This window comes from Actinomyces sp. zg-332 (assembly GCF_011751945.2).
Classification (GTDB): Bacteria; Actinomycetota; Actinomycetes; order Actinomycetales; family Actinomycetaceae; genus ZJ293.
The window spans coordinates 1,406,478-1,425,958 of sequence record NZ_CP064951.1 but is presented as its reverse complement, the minus strand read 5'-3'; the positions used below and the strand labels follow the sequence as shown (position 1 = coordinate 1,425,958).

Genomic DNA, 19,481 nt, shown 5'->3' with positions numbered 1-19,481 from the left:
TGGGGGTTTCAAAAATGAGACCTCCACATTACCATTTAAGTATGGATAAAATTCTAGGACGTAAAAAATTTCATGAAGAAATGATTGAACGTTGTATACATTTAGGTAAAGTTGCTCAATCGAAAGGAGATATTCCTGTCGGTTGTGTCATTGTACATGGTGGACAGATTGTTGCGCTTTCTTATAATACTCGTGTTGCTGATTCTAATCCTTTAGGCCATGCTGAGTTGAATGCGATTAGTGCTGCTTGTGAAAAACTTGGAGTACACAGGTTAGACGGTGCTACTTTGTATGTGAATTTAGAGCCTTGTACTATGTGTGCTGCTGCTATTCAACAAACACATATAAAACAAGTTTTCTTCGGTGCTTGGGATGAGAAAAACGGTGGCTGTGGAGGTAAATACGATTTAGTTCGAGATACTTCTATAGGTAGTTACGTCGAAGTGTATCCAAATATTTTAGAAGAAAAATGTGTGAAACAACTTGAAGAATTTTTCCAAGATTTACGCTAAATTACTGTTTTCGTAGGATTTAAACAACTACTAGAAATTACCTTTTGGAAATTTGCTGCACAATTCAGGATATGTGAAAACTTGCTTAATAAGGATTAACTAGCTAAGTGACTGAAAACTTGGCTGTACATCGTATCTGCATTAAATATCGAAAGGTATTCTTATTATTACTGTTCATGCGTTTTGTTTTTTAATTTATGCTTTAGTTTTTAGTAGTTGTATGTTGTAGTTTAGACATTTTGGATATAAATAACATTGTATTTTCAAGAATCTAAGCTTATTTTTCTTCTTTTCATTGATTCGAGTTTTTCAAAATACGATTTTTATTTTTGGCTAATTTTATGAAAGTGTATAGGCAAGCAGGTTGAGTATTTTACTAATATTCCAGTGCATTTTACTTTAATAAAGTCCGTATAAAAGTAGAGTTTATTTGTGAATCTTTTCATAAGATTAGCGTTTTTTATGAGTTTTAAAATAGAAGTTTATTTAAAGCTTCGTTAAGTATTACTTACTGCAGGTTAGCTTATCAAATTATCTATTCATAGAGTTATGTAGTTATATTTGCTTTACTTGTTACTGAAAAATTAGTGTGTATTTGTTAGTTATGTAGTTGTTATTTTCTAAAAATAGTTTTAGAAGTTGTGCTTATAAAACGTGCTTATACGGTTACTATAATCTTTTATATTACGAATATTATTTTAGAGTTTTAACTTTAAAAATACTTATCTGGAGTGTGTCTATTTTAGTATACTTAAAATGGTTTATCCGTTGTAAAATGGACAATTTCAAGGATTGAAGAGATATAATTTTGTTCTTATAAATACTGTTTTTAAGTGTAGTCATTTTTCTTTCTGTGATAATCTTATTTTATGCGTTTAATTATTGCCGATCATCCACTTATTGATCACAAGCTTACGGTTTTACGTGATAAGAACACTCCTTCTTCAGTGTTCCGTATGCTTGCTGATGAATTAGTTACTTTGTTAGCTTATGAAGCTACTCGTGAGGTGCGCGTTACCCCTCATGAAATTGAAACACCTGTTGCTAAGACTACAGGTGCTTATTTGTCAGAACCTCGACCAATGGTTGTGCCAATTTTGCGTGCTGGTTTGGGTATGTTGGAAGGTTTGATGCGCCTGCTACCAACTGCTGAAGTTGGTTTTTTGGGTATGAAACGTGATGAAGATACTCTGGAAATTGAAACTTATGCAAATCGTTTACCTTCAGATTTGTCTGGACGTCAATGCTTCTTAATTGATCCAATGCTTGCAACTGGTCACACTTTGGTTGCTGCCATCAATTATCTCTTTGAGAGAGGTGCTGATGATGTGACTTGTATTTGTTTACTAGCAGCTCCTGAGGGTCTTGAAACTCTTAAAAAAGAAGTTGGTGACAAAGTAAATGTAAAGATTGTTACCGCTGCTGTAGATGAATGCTTAAATGAAAAATCATATATTGTTCCTGGCTTGGGAGATGCTGGCGACAGATTATATGGTGTTGTATAAATAGATAAGTTTTACTTGGGCAGGGGTTGAAAAAATCTTTGCCCATAACTTTTTTTAATGGTATTGCTTGAATAGTTACTGCTTATCGATAATTTATGTACTACTTATAGTGATATATTTGTATTTAACTTTTGGTTTACTTTGTCTTAAGACTGTTTTATTTTGACTAATTTTCAACTATTTTAAATTACGTAAACTTTAGGTACAGCAAAAATTCATCTATTTACAAGTTTTTAAAAATACTGTCATTAAAACTGATTGATGAATACATGGTAGAATATAAGCTGTAAAAGGTTTTGTTGAATATTTATCTTATTTTCTATAAGCTTCATTTCAGTAGATGTTTAGTATAAACAATATTCAATATTATCCAGATAGTAAAATTACATTGGTGTAGAAACTAAAGCTAACAATGTTAATCCAATTATATTTTAAAATGTAGCCATAAATGTATAAGACACCATAAGTCAAAACAACTAGCTATTTAGTAACAAAATAGATATAGGTTTAGATTGAAAGTGGCGGTAGCGGTGGGATTTGAACCCACGGTAGTCTTTCAACTACACAGCATTTCGAGTGCTGCACCTTCGGCCGCTCGGACACGCTACCAAGCATTGTAATTTTAGCATAAAGAAAACTTGAAATAAATTTTATTTCTATACATATTTTCTGTACTTTAATGTAAAAATATATATAGGGTTATTTTTTATTATGCTTAGGGAATATCATGGCGTTATTTGAAATTGACAATGAGAAACTCATTCCAGCACAATTTGGTAGGAAAGTTCACTCTGCCATTTCTGAAAATATTCTTCGTAGTGTTCGTAATCAAGTTTTGCAAGTGATAGATAGACCATTATTGCCAGTAGCTTGGTTGCGTACAGCAGATGTGTATAAGAACTTGCCTAGTGATATAACAAGTAGTAGTGCTGATAATCAAAAACGCTTAGTTTCCTTTGATTTGTCAGGTCAGCTTGTAATTGTTGAAGTTGTATCTGTTTTGGACTCTAAAGTGCTTACGAATTCTTTGTCATTTCTATCTCGTACATCAAGCTTAGTCTGGAAAGAAATTGCTAGTTTTTATCCCGGAGGAGTTCAAGAGTTTGCTTCTGCTTGGATGAAATTCCGTGAACAAAAGCCAGTAAATGTTGTTGCTTCACCTAGGTTAATTTTAGTTGTCGATAAAATTGAATCTTCTATGCGTCCAGCTCTAGACATATTGCTTGAATCAGGTTTAGCGATATACGAACTAGATTTGCGTACGATGAATAACGGTAGAACTTTCCTTGATGTTACTAAAGTAACAGTTACTGCCCATAGATCTAATATAGAAAATATGCTTTTGGCAGGTTCAAATGTGAATGTTTTAGGAGCAGATTTATCTGTTTCAAATACTGATTCCTTAGTTGTAGAAGAAAAACCAGAAATTAAAGAAAACGAAGAAAAGCCAGTTGTTTCTCCTGTAAAACCTGTAACACAAAAGATTGTGAAAAACAGGTCGCGCATAAATAATAGGCGTCCAGTTGCTAGTGCTGAAGTATCAAAACCTAAGGCAATAAGCTATATGGAGAAGGGACAATACGCTCCAGTGCAGTTTGATGCTCAAGGGTTGGCTGTAATATCAGCAGTTAGTGATGAGGAAGAAATTAGTCTCTATTTACCAGCTATATGTAAGGGTGGTGCTTTTGGTTTCTTGCGAGCTGGTGAAATACACGCGATAAACGCTGTTTTTGATGATGCTAACAAAGCTTATATAGCTATTTCAGATTATTTTATGGTCACATTAGATTCACGCATACACCCTAATAGTGGCTGGGATGCTATTAAACTTGGTGCAGCAGATGGTCCAAGTATAACTGAAGCGATTCGTGAGATAAATTATAAAGGCAAAGTTGAACTATAAGCTTAAATAACTATAAGCTTAAATATTAATAGGGTAACCATTTTGATTACCCTATTATTTGTTGGCTATTATAAAAACTGTCGCGATGTTTACAACCCAGTTATGTACATACGTATCCATCTACGAAGTTGTGCAAAATAGTCTTGCCTTACTTCAGGATCAGATAGAGTTAAATCGTGTTTAGCTGGGAATTTGTCTATAGTTACATGATTTCCCAGATTTGTTGCTCTTTTTACAATTAAATCAGTATTTAGTATGGTGTCAGCACGTCGCATTTGAGGAGTCCATTTTTTCGCGTGAGTCCAATGTGTTGAACACCCTACGTGTATTGGACAAGTTATCTTTAGTCCTTTAGCAACTTGACGTTGTGCTTTTAAAATAGCTTTGAGCCACCCTGAATATACAGGAGCTCCTTCTGGTAGTTTCCATTCATCTATTATGTCAAAACCTACTACAGATGGGTCATTAGGGTAACTTGATAGATGTGATGGTAAAGGACCGTCTGATGTTTTCCAGCCACGTAGAGAAACGCTGTAGTGGTTTGGTCCAACTGATGGCATTTGTTTCTTAGGATTTCTCATAGAGACTAAAGATGTAAGTAAATATATGAGTGGTCGTTTTCGCTCGCTTACTTGTAATTCTAGCCATGGAGAATTTAATATTAGTCCCGCTAATTTATTTGGGTGTCTGTGTGCCCATAATGCTGCAGTTAATCCACCAGTGGAGTGCCCCATTAGCAAGGTTGGAATATTTTTTCCCTGTTCGTGATGAATAATGTGTAGGCATGCTTTTATATCATTGTCATATGCTTTTAGATTTGAAGTGTAGGCGAACGAGTGATTTGGGCGCAGGCTACGTCCGTATTTTTGTAAATCTACAGCATAAAATGCTCCACCACACGCAGCTATTTGTTCTGCTAGTTCTGTTTGGAAAAAATAGTCATTCCAGCCGTGTATGTAAAGTAGTGCAAATAATGGTTTTTCGGGAGTTTCTTCTAATTTATTAGGATTTTTCTCAGGTCTGTGAGCAATCAACGTACAAACTGTTTCTCCTTCATGGTCGTGTCCTAAAGGTATAGTTGTTTGTTCGTATCCGTCTCCTAAAATATCTGGATGCCATACTATATTCATTTTCGTTTCCCCATTAAACAAATGTATTTACTTATATAGTATTTCTTTATTAAAGAATATTATAGGGTTTTATTAATGTAGCGTGTTAATAATGTGAAAATTGTGACTATTGTTAAAATTGTTGCAATTTTTTTATAAATTAGTTAGTCTTGAAAGTGGATTTTAGTAATTATGAGACTTTTTAACGATAGAATAGGGTCCTGTCGTTATTTTAGGAGGACAGCGTGTCTAAGTCGTCAAGTAAGCGTAAAACAATGTCACGTGCATTAGGGTTAATAACCTCTGTTACTCTCGTAACAGGTTTGGGTATAGCTCCTGTGTACGCTGAAGACCCTGTCGATAGAGCTAGGGCTGATGAAAGAAGAACTGCACGCTCGATTACTCAAATCGAGTCTGAACTAGCTAAAGTTTCTATTAAAGCTCAAAACGATGTTCGAGAAGCACAAATTGCTGATCAGAACTATATGAAAGCTCAAGAAATACTCGATAATGCAACTGCTAAAGCTGATAAGTTAAAAGAAGAAGCTGACAAGGCTCGTGCTTTGGTTCGTAAAGCAAAAATTGAAATGAGCCATATTACTGCCACAGTATATCGTCAAGGTTCAAGTTCAGTTTCGACCTTGGAACCATATATGACTGCTGATGGTTTAGACGACTTATATATACGACAAGTTGCTGTAGAAATTTTTGGTGCTAAAGCTGAAGCTAAACTACAGACAGTATCTGCTTTGGAAGAAGTCGCATCAGTTATTAATAAGCGTGAACAAAAAGCGCTGGACGATAAGCGTAAGGCCACTAGAGAACTAAAGAGCCAAGCTGATGAAGCCAAGAAAACTTCTGAAAATGCTCTAAATCAGGTGAGGACATCTGAGAAAAAACGTGAAGACTTGATAAAGGAATTGGCTAGAAAACGTGGTGTGACTCTTGAAGCTGAACGTCAACGCCAGATTGCCATTGATAATGAACGCCGTGAACGTGAGAATGCAGAAGCTCGTCGTCGTGCTGAACAAGCAGCTCAGCAGCGTCCACCAGCTCCTCCACAGCGTAACAATACAGGAACTCAGCCAGCACGTCCGCAACCACAGCCACGTCCTCAGCCTCAACCTCAACCAGTGGCTCCACCACCGCCACCGAACGGAAATGTTGCTTCTACAGCAATATCATTTGCTCGTTCAAAGATAGGTATGCCGTATATTTGGGGTGGAACTGGACCATCAGGATATGACTGCTCAGGTCTAGTTTTGCGTGCTTTCCAGTATGCTGGTGTTAATTTGCCACGTGTTGCTGAAGCACAATATTGGGCTACTAAGCGTGTACCATTGAACCAGATTCAGCCAGGTGACTTGTTGTTCTGGGGACAGCCAGGAAATATTTACCACGTTGCTATTTACGTGGGTGGTGGACAGATGATTGAAGCTCCAATGCCTGGTATGTCAGTGCGTCAAGTACCTATCTACTACGCTAACATTACTCCTTTTGCTGGACGCGTATAGAACTTTTATGAAAGTGGTGTATTTGCAAGTGCAAGTGCACCACTTTTATTTTAAAAACTTTTAAACGTTTATATACTTTGCAATATTTTAAAGTTACTTCTTAGTAGCATTAGATACTTTCGTAAATCTGGATGCTGAGGAAATACAAAATCTTAGATCTAGTATTGTATAACGTCACTGTTACTCTAGGAATTATACAAAGGAATTAATAGACCAGCTGTTTCAATACTAACTTTAGTTTTACTTACCAATTCGACGTAGCTCTTGTTATCTGACTTCATAACTAGATGATCTATGGATAATAAATTTTTGCTACTTATATTTGATAAAGGATATTTTTGTATTTTTAAAGCTTTTAAATATAGCCTTGTACGTATTGTTTCTGGTAGTTTTCGTAGCTGTTTTACATCTAGAGTTAAAGTTAGTGAGTCTTTGCTCGGAATTTGTGTAGTATCCAATTCATTAGGTTGATCACCTATTAGTATTTTTTCAAAGTACTCATCAGTGACAAAAGATAATGCTTCTTCGTCTTTTTGTGATAGCATTGCTGTCCTGCTTAAAGCTTTTATACTGTCTTGTTGCAAAGCATCGTTTAAAAGAGGAATTATTTTATGACGTATTGCCACTCGTAGAAGAGGAGAACCATTTGATGTTTTCCAACTACTATCTAAGTAGTTTGTTTCATCAATGACGTAACTCACATTGTGGTCTTTGCAGCAGTTTTCAGTTTTTTCACGGGTTATATCTAGTAGGGGTCGAACCAAATGCAAACCGAATGAATACGTGTATTGTGCAATTGCTGATAGACTTTTTATCCCTGATCCTCTAGCTATACGTAACAATACTGTTTCAGCTTGATCATTCATAGTGTGTGCTGTAAAAACGTAGCATTTTCCTTGAGGAGATTCATGGGAATTACGCTTATTTTTACTTGCAGATTTTTCGATTTCTGAAGCTAATTTTCTTATCAGTTCGTATCTTCCTAGCCTAGCATTTCCTTCAGGACCTAAAGAGTTGTGAGTTTCTACTTCATGCATATTTAAATCTGCAATATGAACATTTTTGTAACCAATATTTAATAATACTTGTTGTACATGTTCAGCTTCTTCTCTGCTTTTTTCACGAATATTGTGATTTACTGTCACAGTGTGAACAGGGATTTGTAATTTATCAGTGACGTGTTTTGTAGCTAAGGCAAGTGCCATTGAATCGGCACCGCCACTGACTGCTAATAAAATAGTGTCATTGGAAGTTATTTTGAGCTCATCTATAGTTTTACGTACAGCTGATCTTAGTTTTTTGATTGTTGGAGTAATTTTTTGGTAGCTAGTTTTTGGAATTTCGTTGTTAGAATCTTTTCTAGAGTTTTTTAAATAGTTTTCTTTTGAATGCGTATTTGAAACACTTAAATGCTTAGAATTGTTATTATGTTTCATATTTTCCCAGACAATCAGATAATCAGACAACCGTTAATGAAATTTTTACTACTGTTTTTGCAATGTTTCAACTAATATATCAATATTTTGTCGTACATTCCAAAAAGTTTTTTCGTCAAAGTTTGTAGCACTTATTGAAAAGCTTAATGTTCTTCCGCTGTTTGTAAAAACCACTCCACTTAGAGATGAAGTTTGTGGTAATGTTCCTGTTTTGGCTAGAACTTTTCCAGGTATATTGGTCAATCTTTGCTTTAAAGTTCCGTCGGTGCCACTTATAGGCAAAGAATTATAAATTTCAAATAGCTTCACATTATCAACAAAAGTTTTTTCTAAAGCAGATGTTAAAGTAGTTGTTGTAATTTTGCTATTTCTTGATAAGCCAGACGCATCTTCTAAAGATAAATCAGCAGTATCTATATCTAGATTCTTTAAAGTATTCTTTATAAACCGTGTGGTGTCTTTGAAAGTTGGCTTATAACCTGCTTTTATAGCTGCAGCTCTAGAGATAGTTTCAGCTGTCGTATTATCTGATTCTTTAAGAGTGTGTTTAATTATGTTTTTTAGTTTGTCAGATTTTATATTTGCTATATTTCTGATAATTTTAGGTGTTTTTTTGTGTTCATTAATTTGGTTTACTTGTATGCCTAAGTTTTGTAGATGTGTAGCAAATGTTTCAGATACTATTTTTTCAGGTGCGTCAGAAAAATCTTTGTTTACGAATCCAGCATTGATAGCCATAGGAGTAACTTTACCTATATAGCTTTCAGATTTTTGTTCAGCCCAGGAGCTTAATGTTTTTTCGTTTCCAAAATAAGTGTCGTCTATATTTAAGTTTACTGTTTTTATATTATTTTTCTGCAAGTATTTCGCTGTTTCTTCAGCTAGAGTTTTTAGACCAGCGTATCCATTCACATTATTTAAATCACTATTTTGTGCATTTAACAGAATGTCACCATTTGAGTATAAATATAGGTTATTATTTTTATCTATTGAAGTTTTTGTTGTAAATTGGTAGTTTTCTCCGAGTTCTTCAATGCTGGTAATCATAGATAAAAGTTTTGTTGCAGAAGCGACAGAATTCGCAGTTTTATCGTTTAGAGAGTATAAAGTTTTGTTAGTGACTGCATCTTTTATTGTAATTGAGACAAAAGGAGATAGTTCCTTTAGAATTGCTACATTATTACTTATGCTTTGTGAAATTTGCTCTGGAGATAATTCTAGAGCTTGTAAATTCCAAGTATTTTTAGGTGCATTTTTATTTACATCCTCTGCAACACTACTCTGTATTTCTTTATTATTTCCGAGTGGTTTGCCGTCAAAAAAAGGATTTTCTACTATTCCTACTGCTGATAAGACTATGTATATTATGAGTGATGAAAGTATTACAAGAGTTCCTATAGATGGAATTATTGTTTTTTTATTTATTTTTTTCATTTTAAAAATACCTTCATTACTCAGTCCTTAAATTAAGGGTATCATAAGTAATATGTTACCATTGTGTTACCTTAACTTACTTATGTGAGTGATACAAGTTAGGAAGGAAAATCTTGGAATTCGACGTAACGATTGAAATCCCTAAGGGAAGTCGTAATAAGTATGAAGTTGACCACGAAACTGGTCGTATTTTCTTAGACCGTATGTTGTTTACTTCAACCCGTTATCCTGATGATTATGGTTTCATTGAAGGCACACTTGGTGAAGATGGTGATCCTATCGATGCTCTTGTTTTGTTAGAAGAGCCTACTTTCCCAGGGTGTGTTATTCGTTGCCGTGCTTTGGGTATGTTCCGTATGACAGATGAAGCTGGTGGCGATGACAAGGTTTTGTGCGTTCCAAGTACTGACCAGCGTGCAGCATGGCGTACAGATATCGATGATGTATCTGAATTCCACCGCCTAGAAGTTCAGCATTTCTTTGAAGTATACAAAGATTTGGAACCAGGTAAGAGTGTTGAAGGTGCTCACTGGACTAATCGTGCTGAAGCTGAAGCTGAAATTGAAGCTGGTTTTAAGCGTGCAAAAGAAGCAGGATACTAAAATTTTGTAATAGACCCTTGTACTTGCCCTTGTGCTCACAAGGGTCTATTCATTTTAAATACTTTATAAAATACGTATTTTTGTTGTATTTTATTTATTTAACTTCGTATAAACGCAACTTTAGTTACATATTCTTTATATATTTTTATTTATAATTCTGAATTTTCGCTTATAAAGAAATTATTTTTTCGTGTATTTTCCGATTTTCTTTGTGTTTTCAAATAAAAACATATACTTTATTTTTATAAAAAATAATATTTTTTACTATCTTAATGACACTTTTTTCACATATTAAGTTACTCTTTTAAGTAACTATTTTCTCGTTATTTAAGGGGCAGTGTTTTGGACGCTAAAGATATGGGTACCGATCTAGAAAAAATTCTTATTACTGAAGAAGAAATTCACTCACGTCTTACTGAAATGGCTAAACAAATAGATACAGATTATGCTGGTAAAGAATTGTTAGTTGTTGGTGTTTTACGTGGTGCTGTAATGGTTGTGGCTGATTTGACTCGTAAGTTGAGCAATCCAATTACAATGGACTGGATGGCTGTTTCTTCTTATGGTGCAGGCACACAATCTAGTGGTGTTGTCCGTATTCTTAAAGATTTAGATACAGATGTTTCTGGCCGTGATGTTCTAATTATCGAAGATATTATTGATTCAGGTCTAACTTTAAAATGGTTACGTGACAATCTTGAAAGTAGAGGAGCGAACTCTGTTGAGATTGCTACACTTCTACGTAAACCAGATGCTGTTAAGGTTGAAGTAGACGTTAAGTATTTAGGTTTTGATATTCCAAACGAATTCGTTATAGGTTATGGTCTAGATTATGCTGAAAAGTATCGTAACTTACCATTTATAGGAACTTTGGCCAAGCATGTTTATGGAGGATAGTATCTGTGGCAAATGAAAATAACGACAAAAAGATTAAAGTAGTTACTAGGAGACCACTATTTTGGGTATTTCCTATATTTTTAATATTTGCTGCTTTTTGGGTATATAGTTTTTTGACTGCTCCTAGAATGATTGATACATCTGAAGGTTTGGCTCTTTTAAAAGGAAAAACTGTTGAACGAGCAGTAATAAACGAGGGAACACACACTGTTGTACTTGACTTATCGAAAAGCTACACCAGTACAAAGAAAAACTGGTTTGGTGTAAAACAAAATGTAGGTAAAAAGGTTTCCTTTTTCTATGTGACACCACAAGGTCCTGACATTTCTAGTTCTGTAGCTAAAGCTAAGCTATCTAAGGGATATAATTCTACGTATCCTGTAGAATCTTTTATTTCTCGTTTAATTCCGCTATTATTGCCTGTTCTTCTTTTGTTCGCTTTGCTCATGTGGTTCTCTTCCCGTATGCAAGATGGCGGTTTTATGGGAATGGGCAAGTCAAAATCTAGGAAGATTTCAAAAGAGAACTCAGATATTACTTTTGCTGATGTCGCTGGCGTTGATGAAGCATTGGAAGAACTACAGGAAATTCGTGAATTTTTGATTAAACCTGACAAATTCCGCAAAGTGGGAGCTAAAATTCCTAAGGGTGTCTTATTATATGGCCCTCCAGGAACAGGTAAAACTTTACTAGCTAAAGCTCTAGCAGGTGAAACAAACGTTCCATTCTTCACTATGTCTGGTTCAGAATTCGTTGAACTTTACGTAGGTATGGGAGCTTCTCGTGTGCGTGATTTGTTTGAGCAGGCAAAGAAAGAAGCCCCAGCAATTATATTCGTTGACGAAATAGACGCTGTTGGTCGTCACCGTGGCTCAGGAATGGGAGGCGGACACGATGAACGCGAACAGACATTAAACCAGCTTCTTGTTGAGATGGATGGTTTTGACGAGAAAACAAATATTATTTTGATAGCTGGTACTAACAGACCAGATGTATTGGATCCAGCATTGCTACGTCCAGGACGTTTTGACAGACAAATCTCAGTTGACGCTCCTGATTTGAAAGGACGTGAAGCTATTCTTAGAGTTCATGCTAAGAATAAACCAATGGTCGATGAAGTTGATTTAGTAGCTATTGCTAAGCGTACACCAGGGTTTACTGGTGCTGACTTAGCGAATGTCTTGAATGAGGCAGCGTTACTTACAGCTCGTCACAATGCTGATCTTATCGACAATCGAGCATTAGATGAAGCTATCGATAGAATTATTGCTGGTCCACAAAAACGTACTCGCGTGATGAACGACCACGAAAAGACCATGACTGCTTACCATGAGGGTGGTCATGCTTTGACAGCTGCTGCATTGCGATATACCGATCCAGTTACAAAGGTTACTATTTTGCCTAGAGGTAAAGCTCTGGGATACACCATGGTTATGCCAGTGGAAGATCGCTATTCGAAGACTCGTAATGAATTGCTTGATGAATTAGTTTACGCAATGGGTGGTCGTGTAGCTGAAGAACTTGTTTATCTAGATCCGACAACAGGTGCTTCGAATGATATTGAAAAAGCTACTGCTATTGCTCGTAATATGGTTACAACTTACGGTATGACAAATAGTATTGGTACTGTAAAGCTAGGAAAATCCACTGAAGAATACTATGGTGGCAAAGTCCAAGATTACTCTGACCAAACTGCTACTGTGGTAGATGAACAAGTTAAGCAATTGCTTGAGGATGCTCATCGTGAAGCTTTGGAAATCTTAATTCAATACCGTGAAGTTTTGGATAACCTAGTTCTAGAGTTACTTGAAAAGGAAACTCTAGATGAAAGTCAGCTTGCTGAAATATTCAAAAACGTTAAAAAGCGTGATGAACGTCCAGTGTGGCGTGGTATTGAAGCAGATTACGGATCATATAAAGCGCCAGTCAGTATTAAAACAGAATCAGAAAACACTGATATAGCTGAAGAAAAATCAGGTATTGAAGAAAGTAAGGTTCAAGAAAATACTGACGAATCTGAAAATAATGATGTTACAAGAACTGACTCAGAGTAAATCTGACTGTTTAAAAACTAATCAAAAGTTTTCAGAAACTTTACACGTTGATTATACTTTTGAATAAAATACGTGGAAATAGATTGTACTAATGGTAGGTAAGTTCTGATACTTACCTACATTAGTTTATTACTGAGATGAGATAAATACTATATGACTTACAATTACGATGGCGTTAAAAAAGCTGTAAGAGATTTACTTATTGCAGTGGGTGAAGATCCTGACCGTGATGGCTTACTTGAAACCCCTGATAGGGTAGCGAGATCTTTTCAAGAGCTTTTGTCTGGAATGGATGAGTGTCCTCCAGAACATTTAAAAAAGCAATTTAAAGTAGATCATGATGAACTAGTAATTGTGAAAGACATTTCTTTCTTTTCTTGCTGTGAACACCATATGCTACCTTTTTATGGTGTAGCTCATGTGTGTTATATACCTAGCAATGGCAAAGTAACAGGGCTGTCAAAATTAGCTCGACTAGTTGAAGGGTATGCTCGTAGATTACAAGTTCAGGAACGTATCACTGGTCAGATTGCTGACGCTATAACCGAACAGTTGCATGCAGAAGGTGTGCTAGTGGTTTTAGAAGCTGAACATATGTGTATGTCAATGCGTGGCATAAAGAAACCGGGTTCTAAAACAATAACTTTAGCTTCACGTGGAAATCTTTCTGATTCTGTGAAACAAAATGAGATAATGAGACTGTTATCTATTGATAAGTAAAATAAATGCGTTGGAGAAACTATGGTCAATGAGGACAAAAATAGAATGAAAATAATGGGGATTCTAAATATTACCCCAGATTCTTTCAGTGACGGTCAAAAATATATGGTTTTAGACAACGCTATTGAGCATGCTAATCAGATGATACAAGACGGGGCAGATATTATTGATATAGGCGGAGAATCTACTAGACCTAACTCTACTAGAATATCTTGGGAAGAAGAAATTGCTAGAATACGCCCAGTTTTATCCGCTTTGAAAGATTTATCAGTTCCAATTTCAGTTGATACAATGAATTCCTCTACGGCTTTAGCTTGTATGGAATATGGAGTTAGCATAATAAACGATGTTTCTGGTGGATTATATGATCCTAACATGTATAAAGTAGTTGCAGATAATGACATCGATTACGTTTGTCAGCATTGGCGAGTCAACACTGATCCTATTGAAGCTGAAAAGTATTGGAAACTTACTCACGATGTAATGCATGAGCTACATTTATGTATTGAAAATATGCATGATGCTGGAATAAAAGATAAAAGAATAATTCTTGATCCGGGGTTAGGGTTTTACAAAAATCACAGCCAATCTTGGGAATTATTAAACAAAATTGATACTTTGCGTCAATTAGGGTACCCAATTTTGATAGGTGCATCTAGAAAACGTATGACAGTTTTGTATGGTAGAGATAATATAGAAGATAGAGACAAAGTTACAGCAAAAATATCTGTCTTTTGCGCTGACCATAACGTGTGGGGAGTGCGAGTACACAATGTTGGACTAACTAAAAAATATTTAGATGAAAGAGTCACAAGATGAGTTTTGATAAAATCCATTTGAAAGGTGTTACCGCAAAAGGTTATCACGGGTTTTATGACACAGAACGTGCTGTTGGTCAAAATTTTGTGGTTGATGTTGTGATGGATGTTGATTGTGTAAATGCTTCTGTTGAAGATGACTTGGATAAAACAGTTGACTACGAAAAAGTAGGTAGAGCTATAGTTCGTGCAATTGAGGGCGAACCTGTAAAACTCATTGAAACTCTTGCTGAACGAATTGCTTTAGTGGTCTTATGCTTTGATAACGTCATAGAGGTTAGTGTTACTGTACATAAACCACAAGCTCCTCTAGATTATGAGTTTAAAGACGTAGCTTTATCAATTGTGCGTAATAGATCTAATTTGAAGATTAGCTTTGAAAATAGTGCTTATTTTATAAAACGTGTTAACTTTTTAGAGGAAGAAGCTGATAAAACTTTAGCTGATAACTCTGTAAACCTTGACGTGGAACTTGAAGAAAATACTGAAAATACTCTTCTAGAAGAAACAAATTCTGATGTTTATTCTACTCAAGGGATACAAACTCAAACTCAAGCTACTAATGATTATGAAAAAGAGTTAGAAACTGATTCAGTCCTCGATACTGTAAGTAACCAGAGCGATACTTTTGAAGAACCTGAACTTAAGACTGATATTATTGATGTAACACAGGAGGGATGTAACGATTATCCACCAATTTTCGAACCTCAGAAATCTAGTGTTATTTTAGCTTTGGGTGGAAACTTAGGTAACCCTGTAGAACTATTTCAAGATGTGATTTCAGATTTAGATAGATCTTTAGGTTTTGATGTATTAGATGTATCTCCATTAGTTAAAACAAAAGCACATACATTAAATGATGAAGAACAGCCTGACTACTATAATTGTGTGCTACGAGGTGAAACTTTCTTGCGCCCTAGCGATTTATTGGGACTAGTTAAAGAAGTAGAATATTATTTCGGTAGACGTGAACACGCTAAATGGCAGGCACGTTTAATTGATATTGACATTATTAGCTACAACAACCAAAAATATGAGGACGAAGAATTAACTATCCCTCATAAACTAGCAAAACAGCGTGCTTTTGTATTATATCCATGGCATTTGATGGAAAATGAAGCTGAACTTGATGGTGAGAAAGTTGCTGATTTGCTCGAAAAAACTGATGACCGTGACGGTATTTTGCATACTTGGGAGCAGTGGCTTGGTAAGAGTTATGCTGAGCTTGAAAACGCTGGGGTAGAAAATCAGTATATACAGGACGAGCAGCTTTCTGACGAATTAGTTAGAATACTTGACGATGACATAGATGTTTATACTGGTGATGAAATCTATGAGCAAAACGATAGTAACGCTATAGGAGATGTTTCAGAAGAAATTACCACCATAGATGGTGTAGATTTGCAAGATAACATTCACTATGAATCTCAGGAAAACGAATATTTAGATACTAGCCTTGATGATTCAAATTTTGACGCTGATAATTTGTATTCTGCAGATACACCTGATTTAGAAGTATTTGAAGGCGAAGAAGATAATTACGGTATAGCCGCGGGAGAACAAGGCGTTGCTGTATCTGATGAGGAACCTATTTCTAACTCGAATTCAGATGACGAAATTAATCAAATACTTAATACAATGGAACATACAAAGGTTATGAATCAGTTACGCACTTTGTTTACAAATGGAGTTGAAGATTCTGATTTATTGCCTCAAGAAGAAATCCACACTCATAAAGAAACTAATATTTATAGTAAATCTGATGATAGTGGAATAGAATCTGCTACACAAGTAGTACGAATACCTATAGCTCAGCGTATGAATAAACATGTTGGAAATTATGAATCTGAAGTTATTGATAACTCTGAAAGCACCTCAAAACCTGCAACTCAAAAAGCTAGTATATACGAAGCCTTGAGGAAAAAAACTTTTGAGGAAGCAATGGCAGTTAGAGAGCCTGACGCGCCGTATACTTTCAAACCTAAGTGGCAGTCGCTTGAAAAAGGTGAATAAGATGACTAAGACGAAGATTTCTTCCCTCGTGTTGGCATTTACGATATTTCTTATCTCGAGTTTTACATTTATCTTGAGTGTCATACATTCAGGTTTTACTCCGCCTTTGGCAAGCTGGATTTTACCTATATTTATGCTTATATTTTCAGGAATTCTTGCTTTAGCTGGCTGGAAAGTACGTAAGTATAAGAGTGATAAAACTGTGGAAGTAGATCAGTTTAAGGCTGCTAAGCTGGTTATTTTTGCTAAAACTTCATCTATTGGCGGAGCATGTATTTCAGGTTTTACTTTTGCTCAAACTATAATTTTCATTATGTACAGTGAATCCATGTTCATGCAAGATATGATAATTGTTTCTTTAGCAAGCTTTTTGTCATGTATCTTGTTTGCAACTACTGGTATTATCGTTGAGAATTGGTGCATTGTCGATGACGGTGACGACTTGAATACGAGTAGTACTTTAAATAAAAAGCTATCATCTAACTGTTAGTGGTTTATATGAACGATAAAAATTTAAATTCTAATAAAGGAAATAAAAGAAATAATATTTCAGAATCAAAAGTTCATCAAATGCGTTCAAATTTAAATTCGCAGGTAAATAAATCATCTGCGAAAAATAAAGTATCTCGTGAGAACTTCTCAGATACTAGTATTAAACGTAATTCTTCTGTGTCAAAAAATAATAGTCCTAACTTGAAGCCTCGACGAAAGAGCACTCATTCGAGTAATAGTAATGACAGAGAAGTTTTTGATTTTGAAAAAGAAATAAATAAGCCACTTCAATCAGACAGAAAAAAGCAAGCTAAAGGTAGTTTTACTCAAAGTAAAAAGCTTTCGAACGGTGGGCAAAAGTATTCTGATAAATACTCACATCTAGCTGAGCGAAAAAGCTCTACGAGAAAAACTTCTTCACAGCCTAGTGCTTATCCAAAAAATATTGTGCATATAAATTCTTCAAGTATGCAAGAGCGTTCTGATGTACCTAAGGGTAATAGTAGTAAGTCTACAATGCCTAAAGGAAATAAAAAATCTAAAAATTCTGCAAATTTTGCTGGTAAAAAGCAACAGTTTTCTGAAAATAACTTTAGGAAAACACAAAGAAATACAGACTTTTCTGCCTATAGTAAACTAAGGTCAAATAGTGGTAGTAATGCTAATAATGGCGAAAGTAAAATATATACTAAAGTTTTTCTTATCCTGCTTTGTTTTGCTTTGCTATCAGCTGTGGGATACTGGTCGTATAAGAAGTTTTTTGTTTCTGAAACTCAAGTAGCAACTAAGAAAGTTGCTGTAAAAAAGACTACTAAGTCAACTCCAAAAGTTCCAGATTGCGATAACCGAGACTTGAATTTGAATGTTTTTGTGAAAGAAAATCAGGTTTTGGTAGGTAAAGGAACAGACTTTGGTATTACTGTCACAAATAAATCTTCTAAGACATGTTTAGCTAAGGCTGGCTCAAAGAAATTTGGTATTAGAGTTATGTCTGGTGATCAGAAAATTTGGGATAGTACTTCTTGCCCTGTAACTAGTGAGGAAAATCCTCTGCTTCTGAAACCTGGGCAAACATGGACGGGTACGATTAATTGGGATGGTATAAATTACAATGCTAAGTGTGAAAAACTTTCAATTTCCCAAGCAGGTACTTATCGTTTGTTAGGTGTTAAAGATGGAGATTTGCTTGACGTAAGTTATCCATTTGTTTTGAAAAATGGCTAGTTACAGCACTTATTAATAAAACTTTGATATAGTTATTGCCACTTTATAGTACTAAAGTGGCAATAATTCGGTAGCTTAATATTTGAATTTGGTGAGTTTTAGATCTTATTTAATGTATATGCGTAGGATTGTTTTGTATTTGTATATCTAAGAATTCACGTATACGTTTTGCTCTGAATTGTCCTACACCTTCAATTGATTGTAACTCCTCTATTCCGCTGTTCAAAATATTTTGCAGGGTAGAGAAATGGTTTACGATTGAGTCCACTATTGTTTGAGGTAATCTAGGTATTTCACCCATAATTCTGTATCCTCGTGGGTGAACAGGGTCATCTAGCGCGACTACGTCTAACATAGAAAAGTGTAGGCCTCGTGCTATTACTGTCAGATCGATTATGTCATTTGAAGATAACGAGCTTAAATAGTCCTCAGCAATCTGAATGTCGCTTTCTTCAGCCATGTAATCTTTCAGAATAGTGCTTCTCTCCTTTGCGGCACCTTTTAGCAAATCGTCTAGCTGCAAGGAAATTAGTCTGCCATCTCTACCTAGTTCAGCTAGATATCCTTCAATTTCGTCAGTTATGCGACGTATCATTTCTGTGCGTTGAAGAGCTGTGGCTATGTCTTTTACGAAAACTTGATCAGTGATTTCGTATTTTGATAGTCCAGACATGAACTGATCGAGTCTTGTGCGGTATTTTTCTAGAGTAGATAAAGCTTGTGTTGCTTTTGTCAATATGACTTCTGGCGGCTCTAGGGTATATCTGGTGTCAGCTGTATGGATTGTAATAACTTTTAGTGAGGAGCTTATTGAAATTACTGGAATGCCTGTTTGCTTTGATGTTCTTTCTGCTGTTCGGTGACGCATTCCTGATTCTTTTGTTGGGATTGTTGAGTCGGGTAGTAGCTGAACGTTTGCTCGACGAATCCTCATTGTGTCTGTATCTACTAGTATTGCCCCGTCCATTTTTGATAATTCTCTTAGTATGGCAGGGGATAGTTCTACGTCTAGTTCTATTCCGTCAGAACATATTTTTTCTATGTTCTCGTTGTAACCTAATACTATTAGTGCCCCTGTTTTGCCTAATTGGATACGCTCTAACCCTTCGCGTATTTCTGTGCCAGGAGCAATTGATTGTAGTATTTCTCTTAGATTTGTGTTGTTGTTTTGAGACATATTTGGCTTCCATTTTGTTTCTTATTAAAAATAGTATAAGTGTTTTTAGTTATTTTTTCGATTTATTAAAT

16 protein-coding genes and 1 tRNA gene are annotated in these 19,481 nt (G+C 35.4%); 12 read left to right on the top strand and 5 right to left on the bottom strand.

Going from position 1 to position 19,481, the window contains the following annotated elements; all coding sequences use genetic code 11:
• The first annotated feature begins 14 nt into the window (after positions 1 to 14).
• Together HCQ94_RS05710 and upp are read left to right on the top strand one after the other, a co-directional pair.
• Positions 15 to 512: a nucleoside deaminase gene (locus HCQ94_RS05710; protein ID WP_166978372.1), complete on the top strand. Its 498-nt coding sequence runs from the start codon at positions 15 to 17 to the stop codon at positions 510 to 512.
• An 869-nt stretch (positions 513 to 1,381) separates the two neighbouring features.
• Positions 1,382 to 2,017 carry a uracil phosphoribosyltransferase gene (gene upp, locus HCQ94_RS05705; RefSeq protein ID WP_166978374.1) on the top strand — a complete coding sequence of 212 codons (636 nt, stop codon included), beginning with the start codon at positions 1,382 to 1,384 and terminating at the stop codon, positions 2,015 to 2,017.
• A gap of 519 nt (positions 2,018 to 2,536) precedes the next feature.
• Here the strand turns inward: upp and HCQ94_RS05700 are convergent.
• Positions 2,537 to 2,626, bottom strand: a tRNA-Ser gene (locus tag HCQ94_RS05700).
• Between the two features lie 118 nt (positions 2,627 to 2,744).
• Here HCQ94_RS05700 and HCQ94_RS05695 point away from each other — a divergent pair.
• The gene (locus HCQ94_RS05695; protein WP_166982569.1) at positions 2,745 to 3,920 is read left to right on the top strand and encodes a hypothetical protein; all 1,176 of its coding nucleotides are present in this window, start codon (positions 2,745 to 2,747) and stop codon (positions 3,918 to 3,920) included.
• An 89-nt stretch (positions 3,921 to 4,009) separates the two neighbouring features.
• Here HCQ94_RS05695 and HCQ94_RS05690 read toward each other — a convergent pair whose 3' ends face one another.
• The gene (locus tag HCQ94_RS05690) at positions 4,010 to 5,050 is read right to left on the bottom strand and encodes an alpha/beta hydrolase (protein WP_166982567.1); all 1,041 of its coding nucleotides are present in this window, start codon (positions 5,048 to 5,050) and stop codon (positions 4,010 to 4,012) included.
• Between the two features lie 224 nt (positions 5,051 to 5,274).
• Between HCQ94_RS05690 and HCQ94_RS05685 the strand changes: the two genes are divergently transcribed.
• The gene (locus HCQ94_RS05685) at positions 5,275 to 6,543 is read left to right on the top strand and encodes a C40 family peptidase (protein ID WP_166982565.1); all 1,269 of its coding nucleotides are present in this window, start codon (positions 5,275 to 5,277) and stop codon (positions 6,541 to 6,543) included.
• A 185-nt stretch (positions 6,544 to 6,728) separates the two neighbouring features.
• Here HCQ94_RS05685 and tilS read toward each other — a convergent pair whose 3' ends face one another.
• Complete coding sequence (tilS, locus tag HCQ94_RS05680) at positions 6,729 to 7,979, bottom strand: tRNA lysidine(34) synthetase TilS (RefSeq protein ID WP_166982563.1); 1,251 nt, start codon at positions 7,977 to 7,979, stop codon at positions 6,729 to 6,731.
• Positions 7,980 to 8,027: 48 nt separating this feature from the next.
• Positions 8,028 to 9,413 (bottom strand): D-alanyl-D-alanine carboxypeptidase/D-alanyl-D-alanine endopeptidase, encoded by a 1,386-nt coding sequence (gene dacB / locus HCQ94_RS05675; protein WP_166982561.1) that lies wholly within the window; start codon positions 9,411 to 9,413, stop codon positions 8,028 to 8,030.
• Positions 9,414 to 9,526: 113 nt separating this feature from the next.
• Here dacB and HCQ94_RS05670 point away from each other — a divergent pair, with 113 nt between their 5' ends.
• From HCQ94_RS05670 to HCQ94_RS05635, 8 genes are all read left to right on the top strand, one after another.
• Complete coding sequence (locus HCQ94_RS05670) at positions 9,527 to 10,015, top strand: inorganic diphosphatase (RefSeq protein ID WP_166978386.1); 489 nt, start codon at positions 9,527 to 9,529, stop codon at positions 10,013 to 10,015.
• A gap of 342 nt (positions 10,016 to 10,357) precedes the next feature.
• On the top strand, positions 10,358 to 10,912 hold the full coding sequence (gene hpt / locus HCQ94_RS05665) for a hypoxanthine phosphoribosyltransferase (protein WP_166978388.1): 555 nt from the start codon (positions 10,358 to 10,360) through the stop codon (positions 10,910 to 10,912).
• A gap of 5 nt (positions 10,913 to 10,917) precedes the next feature.
• Positions 10,918 to 12,966, top strand: coding sequence for an ATP-dependent zinc metalloprotease FtsH (gene ftsH / locus HCQ94_RS05660; protein ID WP_332835445.1), 2,049 nt, complete (start codon positions 10,918 to 10,920; stop codon positions 12,964 to 12,966).
• Between the two features lie 153 nt (positions 12,967 to 13,119).
• Positions 13,120 to 13,686, top strand: a complete 567-nt coding sequence (gene folE / locus HCQ94_RS05655) for a GTP cyclohydrolase I FolE (protein ID WP_166982559.1) — start codon at positions 13,120 to 13,122, stop codon at positions 13,684 to 13,686.
• A gap of 21 nt (positions 13,687 to 13,707) precedes the next feature.
• Positions 13,708 to 14,505: a dihydropteroate synthase gene (gene folP, locus HCQ94_RS05650; protein ID WP_166982557.1), complete on the top strand. Its 798-nt coding sequence runs from the start codon at positions 13,708 to 13,710 to the stop codon at positions 14,503 to 14,505.
• Positions 14,502 to 16,517 carry a dihydroneopterin aldolase gene (gene folB, locus HCQ94_RS05645; RefSeq protein WP_166982555.1) on the top strand — a complete coding sequence of 672 codons (2,016 nt, stop codon included), beginning with the start codon at positions 14,502 to 14,504 and terminating at the stop codon, positions 16,515 to 16,517. The genes folP and folB overlap by 4 nt, the downstream gene beginning before the upstream one ends.
• 1 nt (position 16,518) lies before the next feature.
• On the top strand, positions 16,519 to 17,007 hold the full coding sequence (locus HCQ94_RS05640; protein ID WP_166978396.1) for a DUF3180 family protein: 489 nt from the start codon (positions 16,519 to 16,521) through the stop codon (positions 17,005 to 17,007).
• 8 nt (positions 17,008 to 17,015) lie between these two features.
• A complete protein-coding gene (locus HCQ94_RS05635; protein ID WP_166982553.1) occupies positions 17,016 to 18,233 on the top strand; it encodes a hypothetical protein in 1,218 nt (405 codons plus the stop codon).
• 109 nt (positions 18,234 to 18,342) lie between these two features.
• Here HCQ94_RS05635 and disA read toward each other — a convergent pair whose 3' ends face one another.
• Positions 18,343 to 19,410 carry a DNA integrity scanning diadenylate cyclase DisA gene (gene disA / locus HCQ94_RS05630; protein WP_166978400.1) on the bottom strand — a complete coding sequence of 356 codons (1,068 nt, stop codon included), beginning with the start codon at positions 19,408 to 19,410 and terminating at the stop codon, positions 18,343 to 18,345.
• Positions 19,411 to 19,481 lie beyond the last annotated feature (71 nt).